This is a genomic window from Pseudomonas mandelii (assembly GCF_002251635.1).
Taxonomy (GTDB): domain Bacteria; phylum Pseudomonadota; class Gammaproteobacteria; order Pseudomonadales; family Pseudomonadaceae; genus Aquipseudomonas; species Aquipseudomonas mandelii_B.
The window spans coordinates 15,386-37,417 of the sequence record NZ_NMOJ01000116.1 but is presented as its reverse complement, the minus strand read 5'-3'; the positions used below and the strand labels follow the sequence as shown (position 1 = coordinate 37,417).

7 protein-coding genes and 2 pseudogenes are annotated in these 22,032 nt (G+C 61.7%); 8 read left to right on the top strand and 1 reads right to left on the bottom strand.

Annotation, left to right across the window (positions count from 1 at the left end; genetic code table 11):
* A pseudogene (locus tag B7L09_RS32870) lies at positions 1 to 11,017 on the bottom strand (retention module-containing protein); the annotation flags it as partial.
* A gap of 359 nt (positions 11,018 to 11,376) precedes the next feature.
* On the opposite strand from B7L09_RS32870, the gene B7L09_RS16535 reads away from it, so the two are divergent.
* The 8 genes and pseudogenes from B7L09_RS16535 (at position 11,377) to B7L09_RS16500 (ending at position 21,949) form a co-directional block, all read left to right on the top strand.
* Entirely contained in the window at positions 11,377 to 12,729 is a 1,353-nt protein-coding gene (locus B7L09_RS16535) for a TolC family outer membrane protein (RefSeq protein WP_094469743.1), read from the top strand.
* 36 nt (positions 12,730 to 12,765) lie between these two features.
* Positions 12,766 to 14,922 (top strand): type I secretion system permease/ATPase, encoded by a 2,157-nt coding sequence (locus B7L09_RS16530; RefSeq protein WP_094469742.1) that lies wholly within the window; start codon positions 12,766 to 12,768, stop codon positions 14,920 to 14,922.
* Entirely contained in the window at positions 14,912 to 16,279 is a 1,368-nt protein-coding gene (locus tag B7L09_RS16525; RefSeq protein ID WP_094469741.1) for an HlyD family type I secretion periplasmic adaptor subunit, read from the top strand. The genes B7L09_RS16530 and B7L09_RS16525 overlap by 11 nt, the downstream gene beginning before the upstream one ends.
* 70 nt (positions 16,280 to 16,349) lie before the next feature.
* Positions 16,350 to 16,517 (top strand): annotated as a pseudogene (locus tag B7L09_RS16520) (ABC transporter permease); the annotation flags it as partial.
* A gap of 201 nt (positions 16,518 to 16,718) precedes the next feature.
* Positions 16,719 to 17,639, top strand: a complete 921-nt coding sequence (locus B7L09_RS16515) for a LysR family transcriptional regulator (RefSeq protein ID WP_094469740.1) — start codon at positions 16,719 to 16,721, stop codon at positions 17,637 to 17,639.
* A gap of 220 nt (positions 17,640 to 17,859) precedes the next feature.
* A complete protein-coding gene (locus B7L09_RS16510) occupies positions 17,860 to 19,395 on the top strand; it encodes an MFS transporter (RefSeq protein ID WP_094469739.1) in 1,536 nt (511 codons plus the stop codon).
* A 26-nt stretch (positions 19,396 to 19,421) separates the two neighbouring features.
* The gene (locus B7L09_RS16505) at positions 19,422 to 20,540 is read left to right on the top strand and encodes an HlyD family secretion protein (RefSeq protein WP_094469738.1); all 1,119 of its coding nucleotides are present in this window, start codon (positions 19,422 to 19,424) and stop codon (positions 20,538 to 20,540) included.
* Positions 20,486 to 21,949, top strand: coding sequence for an efflux transporter outer membrane subunit (locus B7L09_RS16500; protein ID WP_141213478.1), 1,464 nt, complete (start codon positions 20,486 to 20,488; stop codon positions 21,947 to 21,949). The genes B7L09_RS16505 and B7L09_RS16500 overlap by 55 nt, the downstream gene beginning before the upstream one ends.
* Positions 21,950 to 22,032: the final 83 nt, after the last annotated feature.

Sequence of the window (22,032 nt, the reverse complement as noted above, 5' to 3'; positions counted from 1 at the left end):
CGCTGATCGCCAGGTTCTCGAAGTTGCCGCCGGTGGCCGAGTCGATCTTGACCACGAAGTTTTCAGTGCCTTCGGTGATTCTGTCGTCCAGCGTCGCAGCGTTGAAATTCGCCGTGCTGGCGCCCGCCGGAATTTTCACGGTGTACACACCGGTGAAATCCGAACCGTCGGCAGCGGTGCCGCTGTAGGTGATCTTCAGGGTGACTTCGGTCTGCGCCGGGCTCGTCAGGCTGACGGTGTAACTGGCGGTCTGGCCTTCGGTCACCGAGGTGCTGCCGGTGATGCTGACTTCGGTCCGGTCGAGAGTGTCGGTGACACTGGTGATGGCCGCCGCCGGGCTTTTGACCAGGTTCTCGAAATTACCACCGGTGGCATTGTTGATGGTCGCCTGGACCGTGCCCGCGTCTTTATAGACGTCGTCGGCCGGTGCCTTGACGGTCACGGAGCCGCTGGTGGCGTTGGCGGCGATGGTGATCACTGCGCCGTTGCTCAATGTCACGGTCACCGGCGTGCCGGCCGCATGGGTCAGGTTCGCCGTGTAGACGATTGAGCCGCCTTCAGCGACCGAATCGGTTGCTGTCAGGCTAAGCGTGGTGGTGTCAGCCGAGTCGGTAACCGAGGTATTGGCCGACTTGCCATCGACGTCCAGCTTTTCGTAATTGCCGCCCTTGGCATCATCAATCTTCACGCTCAGGGAGCCGCCACCGGCCAGGGCATCGTTCGGCGCGGTGAAGTTCACACTGGCGCTGCTCGAGCCGACCGGGATGGTGATGGTCTGGTTGTTGGAAAGGGTCACGACGACTGGCGAACCGGTCACTGGTGCAGAGACGGACGCGGTGTACACCACGGTGCCGCCTTCTGCCACGGACGAAGTCGCAGTCAGGCTGACCGTCGACGTGTCGACGGTGTCGGTCACATCGGTAATCGCAGCCGCCGGGTCTTTGACCAGGTTTTCGAAGGTGCCGCCAGTCGCGTCCTTAATGGTCGCTTCGATTTTGCCGGCGTCTTTGTAGACGTCATCGGCCGGTGCCTTGACGGTCACGGAGCCGCTGGTGGCACCGGCGGCGATGGTGATTACGGCGCCGTTGCTCAGGGTGACGGTGACCGGCGTGCCGGCCGCGTGGGTCAGGTTAGCGGTGTAGACGATCGAGCCGCCTTCGGCCACGGAATCCGTCGCGCTGAGGCTCAGAGTCGTAGCGTCCGCAGAATCAGTTACCGAGGTGTCGGCCGACTTGCCGTCGACATCCAGTTTCTCGTAGTTGCCGCCCTTGGCGTCGTCGATTTTGACGCTCAAGGAGCCGCCGCCCGCCAGGGCATCGTTCGGTGCAACGAAGTTCACGCTGGCACTGCTCGATCCGACCGGGATGGTGATGGTCTGGCCATTCGAAAGGGTTACGACGACTGGCGAACCGGTCACTGGCGCAGNGACGGACGCGGTGTACACCACAGTGCCGCCTTCGGCCACGGACGAAGTCGCGGTCAAGCTGACGGTCGAGGTGTTGATGGTGTCGGTGACATCAGTCACCGCCGCCGAAGGGTCCTTGACCAGGTTTTCGAAGTTGCCGCCAGTCGCGTCCTTGATGGTCGCTTCAACTTTGCCGGCGTCTTTGTAGACGTCATCGGCCGGTGCCTTGACGGTGACGGAACCGGTGGTCGCACCCGCGGCGATGGTGATCACGGCGCCGTTGCTCAGGGTGACGGTCACTGGCGTGCCGGCGGCATTGGTCAGGTTCGCGGTGTAGACGATCGAGCCGCCTTCAGCGACCGAATCGGTTGCTGTCAGGCTAAGCGTGGTGTTGTCGGCCGAGTCGGTGACCGAGGTGTCGGCCGACTTGCCGTCGACATCCAGTTTCTCGTAGTTGCCGCCCTTGGCGTCGTCGATTTTGACGCTCAGCGAACCACCGCCCGCGAGGGCATCGTTCGGCGCAACGTAATTCACGCTGGCGCTGCTCGAGCCGACCGGGATGGTGATGGTCTGGTTGTTGGAAAGGGTCACGACGACTGGCGAACCGGTCACTGGTGCAGAGACGGACGCGGTGTACACCACAGTGCCGCCTTCGGCCACGGAAGGTGTGGCGGTCAGGCTGACGGTCGAGGTGTTGATGGTGTCGGTGACATCGGTCACGGCCGCAGCCGGGTCTTTCACCAGGTTCTCAAAGTTGCCGCCAGTGGCGTCCTTGATCGTCGCTTCGACCTTGCCGGCGTCTTTGTAGACGTCGTCAGCCGGTGCCTTGACGGTCACGGAACCGGTAGTCGCACCCGCAGCGATGGTGATCACGGCGCCGTTGCTCAGGGTGACGGTCACTGGCGTGCCGGCGGCATTGGTCAGGTTCGCGGTGTAGACGATCGAGCCACCTTCAGCCACCGAATCAGTAGCACTCAAGCTCAACGTCGTGGCGTCCGCGCTGTCGGTCACTTTGGTGACGACGGCCGAGCGGTCGGTATCGAGTTTTTCGAAGTTGCCGCCCGTGCTGTCTGCAATCGCCGCCCGGACCGGCGTGGCGCCGGTGTAGACGTCATTCGGCACGGTGTACGGCGCCGAACCGCTGGACTCGCCGGCCTTGATGTTGATCACCAGACCGTTGTTCAGGGTCACGGTCATGGCCGTGTCGGCAGGATGGCTCAACGTGGCGGTGTAGGTGATCTGACCACCTTCGCCGACGGTGCTCACATCGGCACTGAGCTTGAGCGTGGTGGTATCCACGGTGTCGTTGACGGTGGTGGTGTGCGTGGTCTTGCTGACGTCGAGTTTTTCGAAGTTGCCGCCGTCAGTGCTGGCGATGCCGACGGTGATTTTGCTGCCGTCCTTGTAGACGTCATCGCTCGGCGCCGGGACGGTGATGAAGCCCGACTTGTCGCCGGCCTTGATCACGACGCTCTCGCCGTTGCTCAGTTTGACCGTCATGTCCGTGCCGGCGGCATTGCTGAGGTTGACGGTGTACGTGATGGTGCCGCCCTCGACCACGTAGTCGCTGGCGGTCATGGTCACTTTGGTGGTGTCCAGGGTGTCACTGATGGCGGTCGAGGTCGGGGTCTTGTCGGCGACCAGGTTCTCGTAATTGCCACCCGTGACTTCCTTGATGGCGTTGGTCAGCGGCTCGTGGCCGACCACAGCATCGTTCGGTGCTTTGACGGTGATCGAGGCGTTGCTTTCGCCGACGGCAATGGTGATTTTTTCGCCATTGGACAAGGTTACGACGACGGGCGAACCGGTGACTGGCGCGGTGACGGAAGCGGTGTAGACCACGTTGCCGCCTTCGGCGACAGAGGAAGTTGCCGTCAGACTGACTGTCGACGTATTGATCGTGTCAGTCACTTCAGTAACTGCTGCTGCCGGGCTGGTGACCAGGTTTTCAAAGTTGCCGCCGCTGGCATCCTTGATGGTCGCTTCGACTTTTCCGGCGTCTTTGTAGACGTCATCGGCAGGCGCCTTGACCGTCACGGAGCCGACAGTCGCACCGGTCGCGATGGTAATCACGGCACCGTTCGACAGGTTCACAGTGACCGGGGTGCCGGCAGCATTGGTCAACGTCGCGGTGTAGACAATCGAGCCACCTTCCGCAACCGAGTCGGTAGCGCTCAGGCTGACGGTGGTGGTGTCTGCGGAATCAGTAATCGAGGTGTCTGCCGGCTTGCCGTCGACGTCCAGCTTCTCGTAGTTGCCGCCCTTCGCGTCATCGATTTTGACGCTCAGCGAACCACCGCCCGCCAAGGCGTCGTTCGGCGCAATGAAGTTCACGCTGGCGCTGCTGGCGCCAACCGGAATGGTGATGGTTTGGCCGTTGGACAAGGTCACAACCACCGGCGAGCCGGTCACCGGAGCGGTAACGGACGCGGTGTAAACCACGGTACCGCCTTCGGCCACGCTGCTGTTGGCCGTCAAGCTGACGGTCGATGTATCGACGGTGTCAGTCACATTGGTGACCGCAGCCGCCGGGCTGGAAACCAGGTTCTCGAAGTTGCCGCCGCTGGCGTCCTGGATGCTGGCGTCGACTTTGCCGGCGTCTTTGTAGACGTCATCCTTGGGGGCGGCGAAGTTCACCGAACCGGTGGTGGCGCCCTTGGCGATGTTGATGACCGCGCCGTTGCTCAACGTCACGGTCATTGCAGTGCCAGCGGCATTGGTCAGGGTCGCGGTGTAGACGATCGAACCACCCTCGGCGACCGAACCGGTGGCGCTCAGGCTCAGGCCAGTGGTGTCGGTCGAATCGGTGACGGTGGTGACCGCCGGGGAAGAGTTGGTGACGACTTTTTCGAAGTTGCCGCCGTTGTGGCTGGCAATCGTTGTCTGGATTTTGCCGCCGTCGATGTACGGCGTGTTGGCCGGTGCAGCGAAGTTCACCGAACCGGTGGTGGCGCCGGCGGCGATGTTGATGACTGCGCCGTTGCTCAACTTCACGGTCATCGCCGTGTCCGTCGGGTTGCTCAGGGTGGCGGTGTAGGTGATCTGGCCACCTTCGCTCACGGTGTGGCTGGCCGACAGGGACAGGGACGTCGTGTCCACCGTGTCTTTGACGGTGGTGCTCACGGACGTCTTGCTGATGTCGAGTTTTTCGAAGTTGCCACCGCTGGCGTCCGTCATCTTGACGGTTAGCTTGCCGGCATCCTTGTAGACGTCGTCGCTTGGCGCTGCGACGGTGACCGAACCGCTGGTCTTGCCGGCTGCGATGGTGATGGTCTCGCCGTTGCTCAGCTTGACGGTCACCGGGGTTTGCGCGGCGTTGGTCAGGGTCGCGGTGTAGGTGATGTGCGAACCTTCGAGCACAGACTTGTCTGCGCTGAGGGTCAATTGTGTGGTGTTTGTGGTGTCGGCGACGTTGGTCACGGCCGGATTCGGGCTGGTGACCAGGTTCTCAAAATTGCCGCCAGCGGCGTCCTTGATGGTGACTTCCAGTTTGCCGGCGTCTTTGTAGACGTCGTCTTTCGGCGCGTCGACGGTCACGGTGCCAGTGGTTTTGCCGGCCGCAATGGTGATCACGGCACCGTTGCTCAGGGTCACGGTGACCGGAGTGCCGGCCGGGTTGGTCAGGGTCGCGGTGTAAACGATCGAGCCGCCCTCGTTGACGTTGCCGGTGGCAGTCAGCGACAGGGTGGTGGTGTCGACGGTGTCGGTCACGCTGGTGCTGACCGGGGTTTTATCGGCGACGAGATTTTCGTAGTTGCCACCGCTGACGTTGGTGATCGAATTACTCACCGGCGCGTGGCCGCTCAGCACATCGTTCGAGACCACGGCGTTGACGGTGCCACTGCTGGCGCCGACTGCAATGGTGATGCTCTGACCGTTGGCCAGCGTCACGACCACAGGCGAGCCGGTGACAGGTGCGCCGACCGAGGCGGTGTAAACCACGGTGCCGCCTTCAGCCACGGTGCTTGTGGCGGTCAGCGTGACGGTCGAGGTGTCGAGGGTGTCGGTGACGCTGGTCACCGCTGCGGCCGGGTCCTTGACCAGGTTTTCGAAGTTGCCGCCAGTGGCGTCCTTGATAGTTGCTTCGACTTTGCCAGCGTCTTTGTAGACGTCATCGGCCGGTGCCTTGACGGTGACGGAACCGGTGGTCGCACCCGCGGCGATGGTGATTACGGCGCCGTTCGACAGGTTCACGGTGACTGGCGTGCCGGCCGCATGGGTCAGGTTCGCGGTATAAACAATCGAGCCGCCTTCAGCGACCGAGTCGGTTGCTGTCAGGCTAAGCGTGGTGGTGTCAGCCGAGTCGGTAACCGAGGTATTGGCCGACTTGCCATCGACGTCCAGNTTTTCGTAGTTGCCGCCGGTGGTGCCGTCGATTTTAACGCTCAGCGAACCGCCGCCCGCCAAGGCGTCGTTCGGTGCAACAAAATTCACGCTACCCGAACTGGCGCCGACCGGGATGGTGATGAACTGGCCGTTGGACAACTCAACCACCACCGGCGAACCNGTCACTGGCGCAGTGACGGACGCGGTGTAAACCACGGTGCCGCCTTCGGCGACAGAGGAAGTCGCGGTCAGGCTGACGGTCGAGGTGTTGATGGTGTCGGTGACATCAGTTACCGCTGCCGCTGGGTCTTTGACCAGGTTTTCGAAGTTGCCGCCAGTGGCGTCCTTGATGGTTGCTTCGACCTTGCCGGCGTCTTTGTAGACGTCGTCAGCTGGCGCCTTGACGGTCACGGAGCCGACCGTCGCGCCGGCCGCGATGGTGATCACGGCGCCGTTCGACAGGTTCACGGTGACCGGCGTGCCGGCCGCATGGGTCAGGTTTGCGGTGTAAACAATTGAGCCACCTTCGGCGACCGAATCGGTTGCTGTCAGGCTAAGCGTGGTGGTGTCAGCCGAGTCGGTAACCGAGGTATTGGCCGACTTGCCATCGACATCCAGTTTCTCGTAGTTGCCGCCCTTGGCGTCGTCGATTTTGACGCTCAGCGAACCACCGCCCGCGAGGGCATCGTTCGGCGCAACGAAGTTCACGCTGGCGCTGCTCGAACCGACTGGAATGGTGATGGTCTGGCCGTTCGAAAGGGTTACGACGACTGGCGAGCCGGTCACTGGCGCAGNGACGGACGCGGTGTACACCACAGTGCCGCCTTCGGCCACGGACGAAGTCGCGGTCAAGCTGACGGTCGAGGTGTTGATGGTGTCGGTGACATCAGTCACCGCCGCCGAAGGGTCCTTGACCAGGTTTTCGAAGTTGCCGCCAGTGGCGTCCTTGATAGTTGCTTCGACTTTGCCAGCGTCTTTGTAGACGTCATCGGCTGGCGCCTTGACGGTCACGGAGCCGCTGGTGGCACCGGCGGCGATGGTGATTACGGCGCCGTTCGACAGGTTCACGGTGACTGGCGTGCCGGCCGCGTGTGTCAGGTTCGCCGTGTAAACAATCGAGCCACCTTCAGCCACCGAGTCGGTTGCTGTCAGGCTAAGCGTGGTGGTGTCAGCCGAGTCGGTAACCGAGGTGTNCGCCGATTTACCGTCGACATCCAGCTTCTCGTAATTGCCGCCCTTGGCGTCGTCGATTTTGACGCTCAAGGAGCTGCCGCCCGCGAGGGCATCGTTTGGTGCAACAAAATTCACGCTACCCGAACTTGCGCCAACCGGAATGGTGATGGTCTGGCCGTTGGACAAGGTCACCACCACCGGCGAACCGGTCACTGGTGCAGAGACGGACGCGGTGTACACCACGGTGCCGCCTTCGGCCACGGAAGGTGTGGCGGTCAGGCTGACGGTCGAGGTGTTGATGGTGTCGGTGACATCAGTCACGGCCGCAGCCGGGTCTTTCACCAGGTTTTCGAAGTTGCCGCCAGTGGCGTCCTTGATCGTCGCTTCAACTTTGCCGGCGTCTTTGTAAACGTCATCGGCTGGCGCCTTGACGGTGACGGAACCGGTGGTCGCACCCGCGGCGATGGTGATTACGGCGCCGTTCGACAGGTTCACGGTGACTGGCGTGCCGGCCGCGTGTGTCAGGTTCGCCGTGTAGACGATCGAGCCGCCTTCAGCCACCGAATCCGAAGCGCTCAGGCTCAGGGTGGTGGTGTCTTTGACATCGGTTATCGAAGTGACCGCCGGGGTTTGGTTCGCCACCAGGTTTTCGTAGTTGCCGCCGGTGGTGCCGTCGATTTTAACGCTCAGCGAGCCGCCGCCCGCCAGGGCATCGTTCGGCGCGGTGAAGTTCACACTGGCGCTGCTCGAGCCGACCGGGATGGTGATGGTCTGGNCATTCGAAAGGGTTACGACGACTGGCGAACCCGTAACTGGCGCGGTCACGGATGCGGTGTAAACCACGGTGCCGCCTTCGGCGACAGAGGAAGTCGCGGTCAGGCTGACGGTCGATGTATCGACGGTGTCAGTCACATTGGTGACCGCAGCCGCCGGGCTGGAAACCAGGTTTTCGAAATTTCCGCCAGAAGCGTCCTTGATGGTCGCTTCAACTTTACCGGCATCTTTGTAGACGTCATCGGCTGGCGCCTTGACGGTCACGGAGCCGACCGTCGCGCCGGCCGCGATGGTGATCACCGCGCCGTTCGAAAGGGTNACGGTGACTGGCGTGCCGGCGGCATTGGTCAGGTTCGCGGTGTAGACGATCGAGCCGCCTTCAGCGACCGAATCGGTTGCTGTCAGGCTAAGCGTGGTGGTGTCAGCCGAGTCGGTAACCGAGGTATTGGCCGACTTGCCATCGACGTCCAGCTTTTCGTAATTGCCGCCCTTGGCATCATCAATCTTCACGCTCAGGGAGCCGCCACCGGCCANGGCATCGTTTGGTGCAACAAAATTCACGCTACCCGAACTTGCGCCAACCGGAATGGTGATGGTCTGGCCGTTGGACAAGGTCACCACAACTGGCGAGCCGGTCACTGGCGCAGTGACGGACGCGGTGTAAACCACAGTGCCGCCTTCAGCCACAGTGGACGTCGCGGTCAAGCTGACGGTCGAGGTATCGAGGGTGTCGGTCACGTCAGTCACTGCCGCAACAGTGCTCGGTACCAGGTTCTCGAAGTTGCCGCCGCTGGCGTCCTGGATGGTCGCTTCGACTTTGCCGGCGTCTTTGTAGACGTCATCGGCAGGCGCTTTGACGGAGACGGAGCCGCTGGTCGCGCCGGCCGCGATGGTGATCACCGCGCCGTTCGAAAGGGTGACGGTGACTGGCGTGCCAGCCGGATTGGTCAGGGTCGCGGTGTACAGAATCTGACCACCTTCGGCCACTTCGGTGGACGCCGACAGGCTCAGGCCGGTGTCGTCCTTCGAGTCGGTAATGGTGGTCAGCGCCGGCTCGGTGCTCGGAGTCAGCTGCTCGAAATTGCCGCCGGTGGTCCCGGTGATGGTGGTGCTGACGGTGCTGCCGTTGTTGTAAACGTCATTGTCCGCTGTATCGACAGTCACGCTGCCGGTGGTCTTGCCCGCTTCGATGGTTCGAAAGGGTGACGGTGACTGGCGTGCCAGCCGGATTGGTCAGGGTCGCGGTGTACAGAATCTGACCACCTTCGGCCACTTCGGTGGACGCCGACAGGCTCAGGCCGGTGTCGTCCTTCGAGTCGGTAATGGTGGTCAGCGCCGGCTCGGTGCGTCGGAGTCGAGTTGTTCGTAAATTGACCGTCCGGTGGTCCGGTGGAGTAGGTGGTAGGCTAGGACGGTAGGGCTGCCGTTGTTGTAAACGTCATTGTCCGCTGTATCGACAGTCACGCTGCCGGTGGTCTTGCCCGCTTCGATGGTAATGACCGAGCCATTGCTCAAGGTCACGGTCATCGGCGTGCCGGCCGGGTTGGTCAGGGTAGCGGTGTAAGTGATCTGGCCGCCTTCGACCACGGTCCCGGTGGCGCTGAGGCTCAGGTCGGTGTTGTCGACGGAGTCGGTAACGGTGGTGACCGCTGGCTCGGTGCTCGGAGTCAGTTGCTCAAAATTGCCGCCGGTGGTCCCGGTGATGGTGGTGCTGACGGTGCTGCCGTTGTTGTAAACGTCATTGTCCGCNGTATCGACCACNACNGTGCCAACCGACTCGCCAGCCTTGATGGTAATCACCGAGCCATTGCTCAAGGTGACAGTCACTGGGGTCTGCGCCGGGTTGGTCAACGTAGCGGTGTAGGTGATCTGACCGCCTTCGGTCACGGTATTGCCCGCCGTCAGGCTCAGGTCGGTGTTGTCGACCGAGTCAGTAATCGTGGTGACCGCAGGCGTCGTGCTCGGCACCAGGTTCTCGAAGTTGCCGCCGGTCGCACCGGTGATCGTGGTGCTGACGGTCGAACCGTTGTTGTAGACGTCGTTGGCCGCGGTGTCGACGTTCACGGAGCCCGTGGTTTTGCCGGCTTCGATGGTGATGGTCGAGCCGTTGGACAGGGTGACAGTNACCGGNGTCTGCGCCGGGTTGGTCAGCGTGGCGGTGTAGGTGATCTGACCGCCTTCGGTCACGGTNTTGCCCGCCGTCAGCGTGACGGTGGTGGTGTCGATCGAATCAGTAATCGTGGTGACGGCCGGGGCCGGGTCTGGCACCAGGTTCTCGAAATTGCCGCCGGTGGCACCGGTAATGGTGGTAGTGACCGTGCTGCCGTTGTTATAGACATCGTTGGCCGGAGTCGATACGTCGACGCTGCCAGTGGTTTTACCCGCATCGATGGTGATGGTCGAACCGTTGGACAGGGTGATAGTGACCGGTGTCTGCGCCGGGTTGGTCAGGGTGGCGGTGTAAGTAATCTGGCCGCCTTCGGTGACGCTGGCGCCAGCGGTCAAGGTGACCGTGGTGGTGTCGACGGTGTCGGTGACCTGGGTCACGGCCGGGGTCGTCGGCGGAGTGACGGTGATGCCGTTGCCACCCGTGGTGCCGGTGACGGTCACGTTGATCTGGGTCGAGTCGTTATAAACAGTGTCGTTCGGTGCCAGCGGTACGTTGACGGTGCCGGTCAGCTGGCCGGCGTTGATCGTGATCACCGCGCCATTGGACAGGGTGATGCTCAGGTCGCTGGATGGCGCCTGGGTCACGGTGGCGGTGTAAACCAGTACGCCGCCTGCTTCGGTGATGCTCGGCGTGGCACTCAGGCTCAAGGTCGACTCGCGCTGCACGTTGGCGCTGGTGTCAGCCGTCTGGCCACCGGTGGTGAGTTGTGCAGCCTGTGCCGCAGTGCTGAGCCCCGCCGTCGGGAAACCAATGGTCGGGTCGACCCGGCCAGCGGTTGCATCCAGCATCACGAAGCTGTGACCGCCACCTGCCGCACCGCCCGTGCCCGCAGCCGTCGGGCCAGCTGCGGTGGCTTCGAGTTCAGTGGTCGGGTCGGCACCGGCAACGATGGCTTGTTGCAGTTCTTCAACCGATGGCGCGGCTTGTGCAGTGGCTTCTGACAGGTCGGTGCTCGAATCCGGGTCGCTGGCGCTCCACTGAGTGTCGCGGCCCAGATCCAGGGTCCGGCCGTCAGCCAGTTCAAGCGTAACGGCGCCCGCCGCGCCAGTGTCTACCTGATCGCCGACAAACAACCGGTCGCCTTCAACGAGTACGCGGCGAATGCCCTCTGGGGACACCGCGAAAACCTGACCGACAATGCTTTTGACGATGGCAACAACACTGCTCATTGAAGACTCTCCGGGTGTCACGTTCAGTTGACTTCCATGAACCTGATGGCGTGTTCGCCAAATCAGTCTGGACGTACTTTCAAAATATTCGAGGCACAACTTTGACGCGGTAAATCGTCAACAAATTGGCTATATTATTTCGCTATAAACTATATGCCAAACTATTGACCTTAGTGTTGTCATCCTAAACACTCGCCCCCGTAATGTCACATTGATATTTAGGTAACTACCTGCTCCACAGAGTGTGACTCAGTTCCAAATTCAACCTTTCCGACATACGGTCATTCCGATAGTCATCATCCGATGCAGCGGCACGTTCTGCAGTGATTCAAGACAAGTAATCCCGGGAAATTCCAACCATGCGTTTGCACCTGTTCAAGGCTTTACCCTTCGCCCTTGCCGCCAGTTTTGTTCAGGCGCAGTCACTTCCGGAGGCCATGCAACAAGCGTTGGATGTCCATCCGGAAATCCAGGCAGGTGTTAATAGTCGATTGGCCGCGGATTATCAGTTAAAGGCAGCAAAAGGTGGATACCTTCCACGGGTCGATCTGCTGGGCGGTTATGGTCGTGAAGGCACTGACAGTGTCACCACCCGCGCTGCCGGTAACGACAACCACTGGGAAACCCTGAACCGTAGTGAGTCAAGTTTGCGTCTGTCGCAAATGGTCTTTGACGGTTTTGCGACGTCCAGTGAAGTGGGGCGTCAACAAGCCACCGTTAATTCCCGCGCTTATTCGTTGTTGGGCACGTCCGAACGTACCGCGCTGACCGTGGCTCAGGTTTATCTGGATGTACTGACCCGCCGCGAGTTCGTGCGCCTGGCTGNAGAAAACCTGCGCAACCACGAACGCATCTACGACCAGATCAAATTGCGCACCCAGCGCGGCGTTGGCAACGGCGCCGACCAGGACCAGGCCGAAGCGCGCCTGGCCCAGGCCCGCAACAACCTGATCACCGAGCAGACCAACCTGGCCGACNCCGAGACCAACTTCCTCAGTGCCGTGGGCCAGATGCCCGATCAACTGGAGCGGCCTGCCGATTTCCTCGCGCTGTTGCCGGCCAACCTCAATGAAGCCCGGGCGCAGATGCTGGANAACAGCCCGATCCTGCGTTCGGCCGAGTCGGACATCTCCGCCGCCGAGAGCCAGTATGACGCCGCGAAATCGTCCTTCTACCCGCGCTTCGATGCTGAGCTGGGTCGCTCCGCCGACAACGATCTCGACGGTCAGAACGGTCACAGCAACGAATGGCAGGCGATGTTGCGCATGCGCTTCAATCTGTATGCCGGCGGCAGCAACAAGGCAGATCTGGAATCCAAGTCCTACCTGTCCAACCAGGCACTGGATATCCGCAACAACGCCTTGCGCCAACTCAATGAAGAACTGGGCCTGGCCTGGAACGCCTTGAACAACGCCAATGCCCAAGTGCCGATCGCCCAGCAATATGTCGATCACAGCACCAGCGTGCGCACCGCGTACCAGAAGCAGTTCAGCCTTGGCGAGCGCACCTTGCTCGACCTGCTCGACAGTGAGAACGAATTGTTCACCGCTTCCCGTCGCTTGGAAGAGATCAAGAACATTCAGTTATTTACTCAATATCGAATCAAGGCGACCATGGGCGAATTGCTCAAAAGCCAGGGAGTGGTCGCACCGATGGCCTCCGTCGTGCAAAACGACGTGAAGCCTAAAGTCCAACTGCCTGGGATGAATTGAGTCTTCCCTTTTTACTGTTAGCCAAGAGTGCCGAGCGTGGAATCAGAAGTCAGTCGAGTTCAACTCATTCATGATCCACGCGCGCTGCACGACGATCCGTTACTGGATGGTCTGCTAGCCCTTTGCACCCTGCATCAGAAACCGGCCAGCGCCGCGATGCTGACTACCGGCCTGCCGTTGCCCAAGCAGCGTCTGAGCGTTGAGTTGTTGCCCCGCGCCGCCGCTCGCGCCGGTCTGCAAGGGCGGGTGCTGGTGCGCAAGCTGGAGCAGATCCCTGCGATTGCGATGCCGGCGCTGTTGCTGCTCAAGGACGGTCGCAGCGCCGTCCTGCTCGGCTGGCACGGTGAAGACCAGGCCCGCCTGCTGATCAGCGAAAGCGATGGTGGCGAAAGCCTTGTCAGTCGCGAACTGCTGGCCGACGACTACATTGGCAAAGTGTTCTTCGCCCAGCCTCAGCACAAATTCGACGTCAACCACGGCTCCCTGATTCCCCGGGCGCGTTCGTGGTTCCGTGACACCCTCATGCGCTCGCGCTGGCTCTACACCGACGCCATCGCTGCGAGCTTCCTGATCAACATCATCGCCATGGCCGCGCCGCTGTTTGTGATGAATGTGTATGACCGCGTTGTGCCGAACCAGGCCACTGCCACCCTGTGGGTGCTGGCCGTGGGCATCTGCGGCGCTTACCTGTTCGACCTGATCCTCAAAAGCCTGCGCAGCCTGTGCCTGGACCTGGCCGGTAAAAAGACCGACCTGATCATCTCGGCCACGCTGTTCGAGCGCATCGTCGGCATGTCCATGAAGTACCGCCCGGCGCGGGTCGGCAGCTTTGCGCAGAACATCCATGAGTTTCAGAGCCTGCGCGATTTCCTCGCGTCGCTGACCCTCACCAGCCTGATCGACCTGCCGTTCACGCTGCTGATTTTCCTGGTGATCGCTATCCTCGGCGGCCACCTGGTGTGGATTCCGGTGCTGGCGTTCCCGCTTGCCCTGGGCATTGGCTACGCCCTGCAAAAACCGTTGGTGGCGACCATGGAACGAACCATGGCCCTGGCCGCCGAGCGCCAGTCGAGCCTGATCGAAACCCTCGCCGGGCTGGACGCGGTCAAGGTCAACAACGCCGAAAGCGAGCGCCAGTACGGCTGGGAACAGACCATCGGCACGCTCAGCCGCCTCGAGCTGCGGGTGAAAATGCTCTCCGGCCTGGCGATGAACATCACCTTGCTGATCCAGCAATTGGCTGGCGTGATCATGATTGTGTTCGGCGTGTACCAGATCATCGACGGCAACCTCAGCATGGGCGGCCTGATTGCCTGCTACATGCTCAGCGGCCGCGCCTTGAGCCCTCTGGCCTCGCTCTCCGGCCTGCTGACCCGTTACCAGCAAGCCAAGGTCACCATGACCTCGGTGGACCAGATGATGGAGCTGCCCCAAGAGCGCAATTTCGAAGAGCGCCCGATGAGCCGTCGCNTACTGCAAGGNGCCATCGAGTGTCGGGGCTTGAACTTTACCTACCCGAACCAACAGAACGCTGCGCTGAAAAACATCAACCTGGTGATCAAGCCGGGCGAGAAAATCGGCATCATCGGCCGCAGTGGTTCAGGTAAAAGCTCCCTGGCCAAGCTGCTGGTGGGCCTCTATCAGCCGGACGACGGCGCGCTGTTGGTGGACGGTGTCGACATCCGTCAGATCGATGTGAGCGAACTGCGCCACAACATCGGCTACGTCGCCCAAGATATCCAATTGCTGGCCGGCACCCTGCGTGACAACCTGGTGTCCGGTGCGCGTTATGTAGAAGATGAAATGGTCCTGCAAGCCGCGGAGCTGGCCGGCGTGCACGAATTCGCGCGTCTGCACCCCCAGGGCTATGAGCTGCAAGTCGGCGAGCGTGGGCAGAACCTGTCCGGCGGTCAGCGCCAGAACGTGGCCCTGGCCCGTGCGTTGTTGCTGAACCCGCCGATTCTGCTGCTCGACGAACCGACCAGCGCCATGGACAACACCGGCGAAGAACGCNTNAAGCAACGCCTCGCGGCGGTGGTGCAAAACAAGACCGTGGTGCTGGTGACGCACCGGGCATCGCTGTTGTCGCTGGTGGATCGCCTGATTGTCATCGACCGTGGACAAATACTCGCCGATGGCCCGAAAGCCGCCGTGATGGAAGCGTTGAAGAAGGGGCAGATCAGTGTTGCTTAAGTCGGGTTTCAAGGATTCGATCCGCCGTTACTTCAAAGGCTCCGAGTCGCTGCATGGCCAGCCACTTCCCGAGGTCAATAAAGCCCTCATCGAAGACGCCCCGCGCGTGGTGCGGCTGACGATCTGGGCGATCATCGGCTTCTTCGTGTTCCTGATGCTCTGGGCCAATTACGCGGTGATCGACGAAGTCACCAAGGGCGACGGCAAGGCGATTCCGTCGTCGAAAATCCAGAAAATCCAGAACCTTGAGGGCGGTATCGTCTCCGAGCTGTTCGTCACCGAAGGGCAGATTGTCGATGCCGGCGCGCCGCTGATTCGCCTGGACGACACGCGGTTTGCCTCCAACGTGGGCGAGACCGAAGCCGATCGACTGTCGATGCTGCTGCGCGTGGAGCGTTTGAGCGCCGAAGTCGATGACCGTCCGCTGAACTTCCCCGCTGATGTGCTCAAGGCTGTTCCCGGTCAGGCTGCCAGCGAAGAGTCGCTGTACATCAGCCGTCGTCAGCAACTGCACGATGAAATCGGTGGTTTGCAGGAGCAGTTGATCCAGCGTCAGCAAGAGCTGCGCGAATTCACCTCCAAACAGTCGCAGTACCGCAATNAGTTGTCCCTGCAACGCCAGGAAATCAACATGTCCGAGCCCCTGGTGGCGCAGGGNGCGGTGTCGCCGGTCGAGGTGTTGCGGCTCAAGCGGGCCGAGGTCGAAACCCGTGGGCAGCTCGACGCCACGACGTTGGCGATTCCCCGCGCCGAATCGGCGATCAAGGAAGTGCAGCGCAAGATCGACGAAACCCGTGGCAAGTTCCGCAGTGAAGCGCTGACCCAGCTCAACGAAGCCCGCACCGAACTGAACAAGGCCCAGGCTACCGGCAAGGCGCTGGAAGACCGGGTCAGCCGGACGCTGGTGACCTCGCCGGTGCGCGGCATCGTTAACAAGTTGCTGGTGAACACCATTGGCGGCGTGATCCAGCCGGGCAGCGACCTGGTGGAAATCGTGCCGCTGGATGACACCTTGCTGGTGGAAGCGAAGATTCGCCCGCAAGACATCGCGTTCCTGCATCCGGGCCAGGAAGCGACGGTGAAGTTCACGGCGTATGACTACACCATCTANGGCGGCCTGAAGGCCAAGCTGGAACGCATTGGTGCCGATACCATCACCGATGAAGACAAAAAAACCACTTACTACATGATCAAGCTGCGCACGGATCGCAGTCACCTGGGGACGGATGAAAAGCCGCTGTTGATCATTCCGGGGATGGTGGCTTCGGTGGATATCATTACTGGCAAGAAGACCGTGCTGAGCTATTTGCTGAAGCCGATTATCCGGGCCCGCGCCGAAGCACTGCACGAGCGGTAGGAAGCTAGACCTGTGGCGAGGGAGCTTGCTCCCGCTGGGGCGCGAAGCGGCCCCCGTCTTTATCCCAAAAAAAGGGGGACTGCTNGGCNGGTACATCTTCCAGAACCGNAATGAGCTGTACACCGACAAGGTGTTTGCCGGGTTGGCGGTGGTGATCTTGATTGGGTTGCTGGTGGAGAACCTGGTGTTTGACACGCTGGAGCGGGTGACCGTCAAGCGCTGGGGGATGCAGCGGTAAGTGTTGCAGTGTCTGAACCGGCCCCATCGCGGGCAAGCCCGCTCCCACAAGGTTATGTGTCGAACACAAAGTCTGCATCCAACGGAGATCACTGTGGGAGCGGGCTTGCCCGCGATGGGGCCGGACTGCCAACACATCATTTGAAGGATGTTTGCTAGCATTGCGTCTGAGTCAACCAACCACAAGACACGAGTGCTCAGCATGCAACTCCCAGACATGAACCTCTTGGTCGCCCTCGACGCCTTGCTTGACGAAGGCAGTGTGGTGGGTGCCGCGCGGCGCATGAACCTGAGCCCGGCGGCCATGAGCCGCACGCTCACGCGGATTCGCGAGGCCGTGGGCGATCCGATCCTGGTGCGCGCCGGCCGCGGCCTGGTGCCGACGCCCAAGGCGCTGCAACTCCGCGAGCAAGTGCGCGACGTCGTGGAGCAGGCCGCGTTGCTGTTTCGCTCGGCCGATGCGGTGGAGTTGGGTTCGTTGCGTCGTCGGTTCAGCATCCGGGCCAATGACTTCTTCGTCGGCGTCTACGGCGGCAAGCTGTTCGACACCCTGGACCGCCAGGCGCCCCATTGCGAACTGCGCTTCGTCCCTGAAGGCGATGGCGATGATGAAGCCCTGCGCGAAGGACGCATCGACCTGAGCATCAGCAACACCCGGCCGTTGACCCCGGAAGTAAAGGTGCAGAATCTTTTTTCCACTCATTTCGTCGGCCTGGTGCGCGAGGACCATCCGCTGTTCGACGAAGAGATCACGGCCGAGCGCTTCGCCGGTTTCTCCCACATCAGCATGTCCCGGCGCGGCATCGCTCGCGGGCCGATCGATACCGCACTCAATGCTCTTGGACTGGAGCGGCGGGTGGCGGTGATTGCACCGAGTTTCCACGCGGCGATGTTTGCGCTGCCGGATTCCGACCTGATTTTGCCGGTACCCAAGGAAGCGCTGTTGAGTGTGCGACGCCTGGGCTTGAAACTGCGTTCGTTTACCCTGCCGGTTCCCTTGCCCACCCTGATGCTGACCCAGGCCTGGCACCCGCGTTTCGACAAGGACCCGGCCCATCGCTGGCTGCGTGAAACGCTCAAGGCGTGCTGTGACGAGACCTGGCTGGCCGCACAACCCTCTTGAAGTTCACCCACAGGGTTTTGTGGGAGCGAGCCTGCTCGCGATGAGGCCAGTACATTCAACGCAGAGGTCGACTGTCAGACCGCTATCGCGAGCAGGCTCGCTCCCACAGGGTTTTGTATTACTGCATGAAACGCACTTATAACCTGCCAATAAGTCAATTTTCGTAAGGTCTCGCGCTTCTTAAAATGCTTCGGTATTCAAACCCCGGAGCTTGCAGTCAATGACTTCCCTCACGGTCACGGCACCTCTCGCCGCGGCCAGTCCGACCGCCGCAACGCCGCCCGTCTTCGGCCCGCGAATCATCATCGGTCTGGTGGGCGTGTTGCTGGCGGTGTTGGTGTCAGGCCTCAACGAGATGGTGACCAAGGTTGCGCTGGCCGACATCCGCGGCGCACTGGCCATCGGCTACGACGAAGGCACTTGGCTGGTTGCCAGTTACACCGCAACCTCGGTCGCCGCCATGGCCTTTGCACCGTGGTGCTCGGTGACCTTCTCGCTGCGGCGCTTCACCCTTTGCGCCATCAGCGCCTTCACCCTGTTGGGCGTGTTGTGCCCGTTCGCGCCGAACTACGAAAGCCTGCTGGCNCTGCGTACCGTGCAAGGCCTGGCCGGCGGCGCGTTGCCGCCGATGCTGATGACCGTGGCGCTGCGCTTCTTACCGGCCAACGTGAAGCTTTACGGTCTGGCGGGGTATGCGCTGACGGCCACCTTCGGCCCGGGGCTCGGCACCCCTCTGGCCGGTTTGTGGACCGAGTACGTCGGTTGGCAATGGACCTTCTGGCAAATCATCGCACCGTGCCTGATTGCCATGGCCGCGGTGGCCTACGGCTTGCCGCAAGACCCGTTGCGCCTGGAACGTTTCAAGCAGTTCAACTGGCGCGGCCTGCTGCTGGGTTTCCCGGCCATCTGCATGTTGGTGATAGGGCTGTTGCAGGGCAATCGGCTGGACTGGTTCGAGTCGAGCCTGATCTGCGGATTGCTCGGCGGTGGGTTGCTGCTATTGGTGCTGTTTTTGATCAACGAATGGTCGCAGCCGATCCCGTTTTTCAAGATGCAGATGCTCGGCATCCGCAACCTGGCGTTCGCCTTGTTGACCCTGGCCGGGGTGCTGGTGGTCTTGCTGGCGGTGATCATCATTCCGTCCAGCTACCTGGCACAGGTCCAGGATTATCGCCCGGTTCAGACCGCGCCGATCATGCTGCTGGCGGCGNTGCCGCAGTTGATCGCGTTGCCGTTGGTGGCGGCGCTGTGCAACCTGCGTTGGGTCGATTGCCGGTGGGTGCTGGGGATCGGNTTGAGCATGTTGGCGCTGTCGTGCATCGGTGGTTCGCAGCTGACGTCGGTGTGGATTCGCGACGATTTCTACGCACTGCAATGGCTGCAAATCTTCGGTCAGCCGATGGCGGTGTTGCCGCTGCTGATGCTCTCGACCGGCAGCATCCAACCCATGGAGGGCCCCTACGCCTCGGCTTGGTTCAACACCGTGAAAGGTCTGTCAGCGGTGGTCGCCACCGGAGTAATCGAGGCGTTGACCACGGCAAGGCTGCATTTCCATTCGACCGTGCTGGTGGACAACCTCGGCAACTCACCTCTGGCTAATAGCGACAGCGCTGGCCTTGCCCATCGTCTGCATGAGCAGGCCGTGGTGCTGACTTCATCGGATCTTTATCTGTGCATGGCCGGCGTCGCGCTGACGTTGATCCTGCTGATTTTCTGGCTGCCGACGCGAATTTATCCACCGCGCGCACCGACATGAACGCTTCACTGAAACAGAAGGTTTTTATGACGACTCAAACAAAGCAAAAAGTGGCTGTCGGCGTCGCCGCAGTGGTGGCGGTCGGCGTGCTGATTTACTTGCTGGCGCCAGGTGTTTTCGGCAAGCGCACGCAACAGAACACCAACGATGCCTTTGTCTCGGCGGACTTTACCCTGGTCGCACCGCGTGTGGCCGGCTTCATCAAGGAAGTGCTGGTGGAAGACAACCAGCGCGTAAAAGCCGGCCAATTGTTGGCGTTGATCGATGACCGCGACCTGCGTGCCGCCGCCCAAGCCGCCGACGCCGAAACGCTGGTGGCCAGGGCGCAACTGCAAAACGCTAAGGCGACCCTTGAACGCCAGACGTCGGTGATCGCTCAGGCCCAGGCCACGGTGGTGTCNGACCGCGCCGAAGTGGCCTTCGCCGAGCATGAACTGAACCGCTACAACCACCTCGCCGGCGTGGGGGCGGGCACGGTGCAGAACGCGCAGCAGGCCAAGACNCGCATCGATCAGGCCTCCGCGCGGTTGGCCAACGTCACGGCGGTGCTGGCGGCGGAACGCAAGCAGGTTGAGATCCTGACGGCTCAGCGTGATGCGGCCGAAGGCGGACTCAAACGTGCCCAGGCCGCGCTGGAAATGGCCAGCTATCAGCTGTCCTACACGCGCATCGTTGCCCCTCAGGACGGCATGGTGGGCGAACGGGCGGTGCGGGTCGGCGCTTATGTGACGCCGGGCAGCAAGATTCTGGCGGTGGTGCCCCTGGCACAGGCTTACGTGGTCGCCAATTTCCAGGAAACCCAATTGACCGATGTGAAGCCTGGGCAGGATGTGCAAGTGCGTGTCGACAGCCTCGGAGGCGAGGTTCTGACGGGGCGCGTCGAGAGCATCGCGCCGGCGACCGGTGTGACGTTTGCTTCGGTCAAGCCGGACAATGCCACCGGCAACTTCACCAAGGTGGTGCAGCGCATTCCGGTGAAGATCGTTCTGGATCCGGGGCAGGCATTGGCCGAGCGGTTGCGGGTGGGGATGTCGGTGGAGGCGAGGATTGATACGGCCAGTGGGGCGACTGCGTCCGAGGTGGTTCAGCGATGNNGCGAAGAGGCCAGTGGCTTCAACTCACCTTATGCGCCTTGCTGGTCATGAGCCTGTCAGCCTGCACCATCGGCCCCGACTTCCAGAAGCCTCAACCCCAACAAATCACTGAATGGTCAAAACCAGCAAAAGCCGCCGCCAGCGAAGCGGTATCCACCGAAATGAACGAACGCTGGTGGGACGTCTTCAACGACCCAAAACTCTCGGCCCTGACCCAGCGCGCCTTGACCGATAACCTCGATCTGAAAATTGCCAGCAGCCGCTTGCAGCAAAGCCGTGCGGCGCGTCAGGTCATCACGGCCGACCGTTACCCAAATACCGCCGCCACCGGCAGTTACGGGCGCAAACGCAACAGCGGCGAAGGCCTGAACGATCCATCGGGTCACAACGGCGATTCGGCGTTTAACCTATGGGATGCAGGCTTCTCCGCCTCCTGGGAACTGGATTTCTGGGGCCGTGTGCGCCGCGAAACCGAAGCCGCCGACGCGACCCTGGAAGTCGCGGAAAACGATCGCCGTGGGGTGCTGCTGTCGGTGCTCGCCGAAACCGCTCAGGACTATATTCAACTGCGCGGCGTACAGAGCACGCGGGCCGTTACCGAGCAAAACCTCGAGGTTGCCCGGCACAGCCTGAAACTCTCGCAACTGCGTCTGGCCGACGGCGTTGCCACTGACCTTGATGTCGCCGAAGCGGCTGCCCAAGTCGCCGCCATCGAGTCGCGTTTGCCCGCGCTGGAACAGCGCCAGTCACAACTGATCAACGCCCTGAGCTTGTTGATGGGCGAACCGCCTCAAGCGCTCCACGCCGAGTTATCCACAGACACCCCCGTGCCTTCAACACCGCGCCAGGTCGCCATCGGACTGCCGTCGCAACTGGCTGAACGCCGCCCTGATATCCGCCAGGCCGAAGCCCGCCTGCATGCCGCCACCGCGAGCATCGGCGTGGCCAAGGGGGACTTCTATCCGCGGATTACCCTGTCGGGCAACATCGGTTCGCAAGCCATGCAACTGAGCGATTTCGGCTCCTGGGGCTCGCGTGCGTTCGGCATCGGCCCGCAATTCAGCCTGCCGCTGTTCGATGGCGGGCGCCTGCAAGGCATGTTGAACCTGCGTGAAGCCCAGCAACAGGAAGCGGCCCTGGCGTATCAGCAAACCGTGTTGCGCGCCTGGCATGAAATTGACGACCAATTGACTCGCTACAACGCCACGCAACTGCGCCGCGACAGCCTCGCCGAAGCGGTGCGCCAGAACCAGATAGCACTGAGCACCGCGCAACAGCAATATGTGGAAGGGGTGGTGGACTTCGTTAACGTCCTCACGGTGCAAGGCGCGCTGTTGGCGACTCAGGAGCAGCTTGTGGAGAGCTCGACCGGGGTGTCGTTGGCGATGGTGGGTTTGTATAAGGCGTTGGGTGGGGGGTGGGAATCGGTGTATCCGTTGGCAGAGACGGTACAGCGTTAATTTCGTGGGGTAGATCGGAAAAACCGGCCGAGGCCGGTTTTCTCACCCTAACGGCCAGCGAATTTAATTGCTGCGTACAAGGT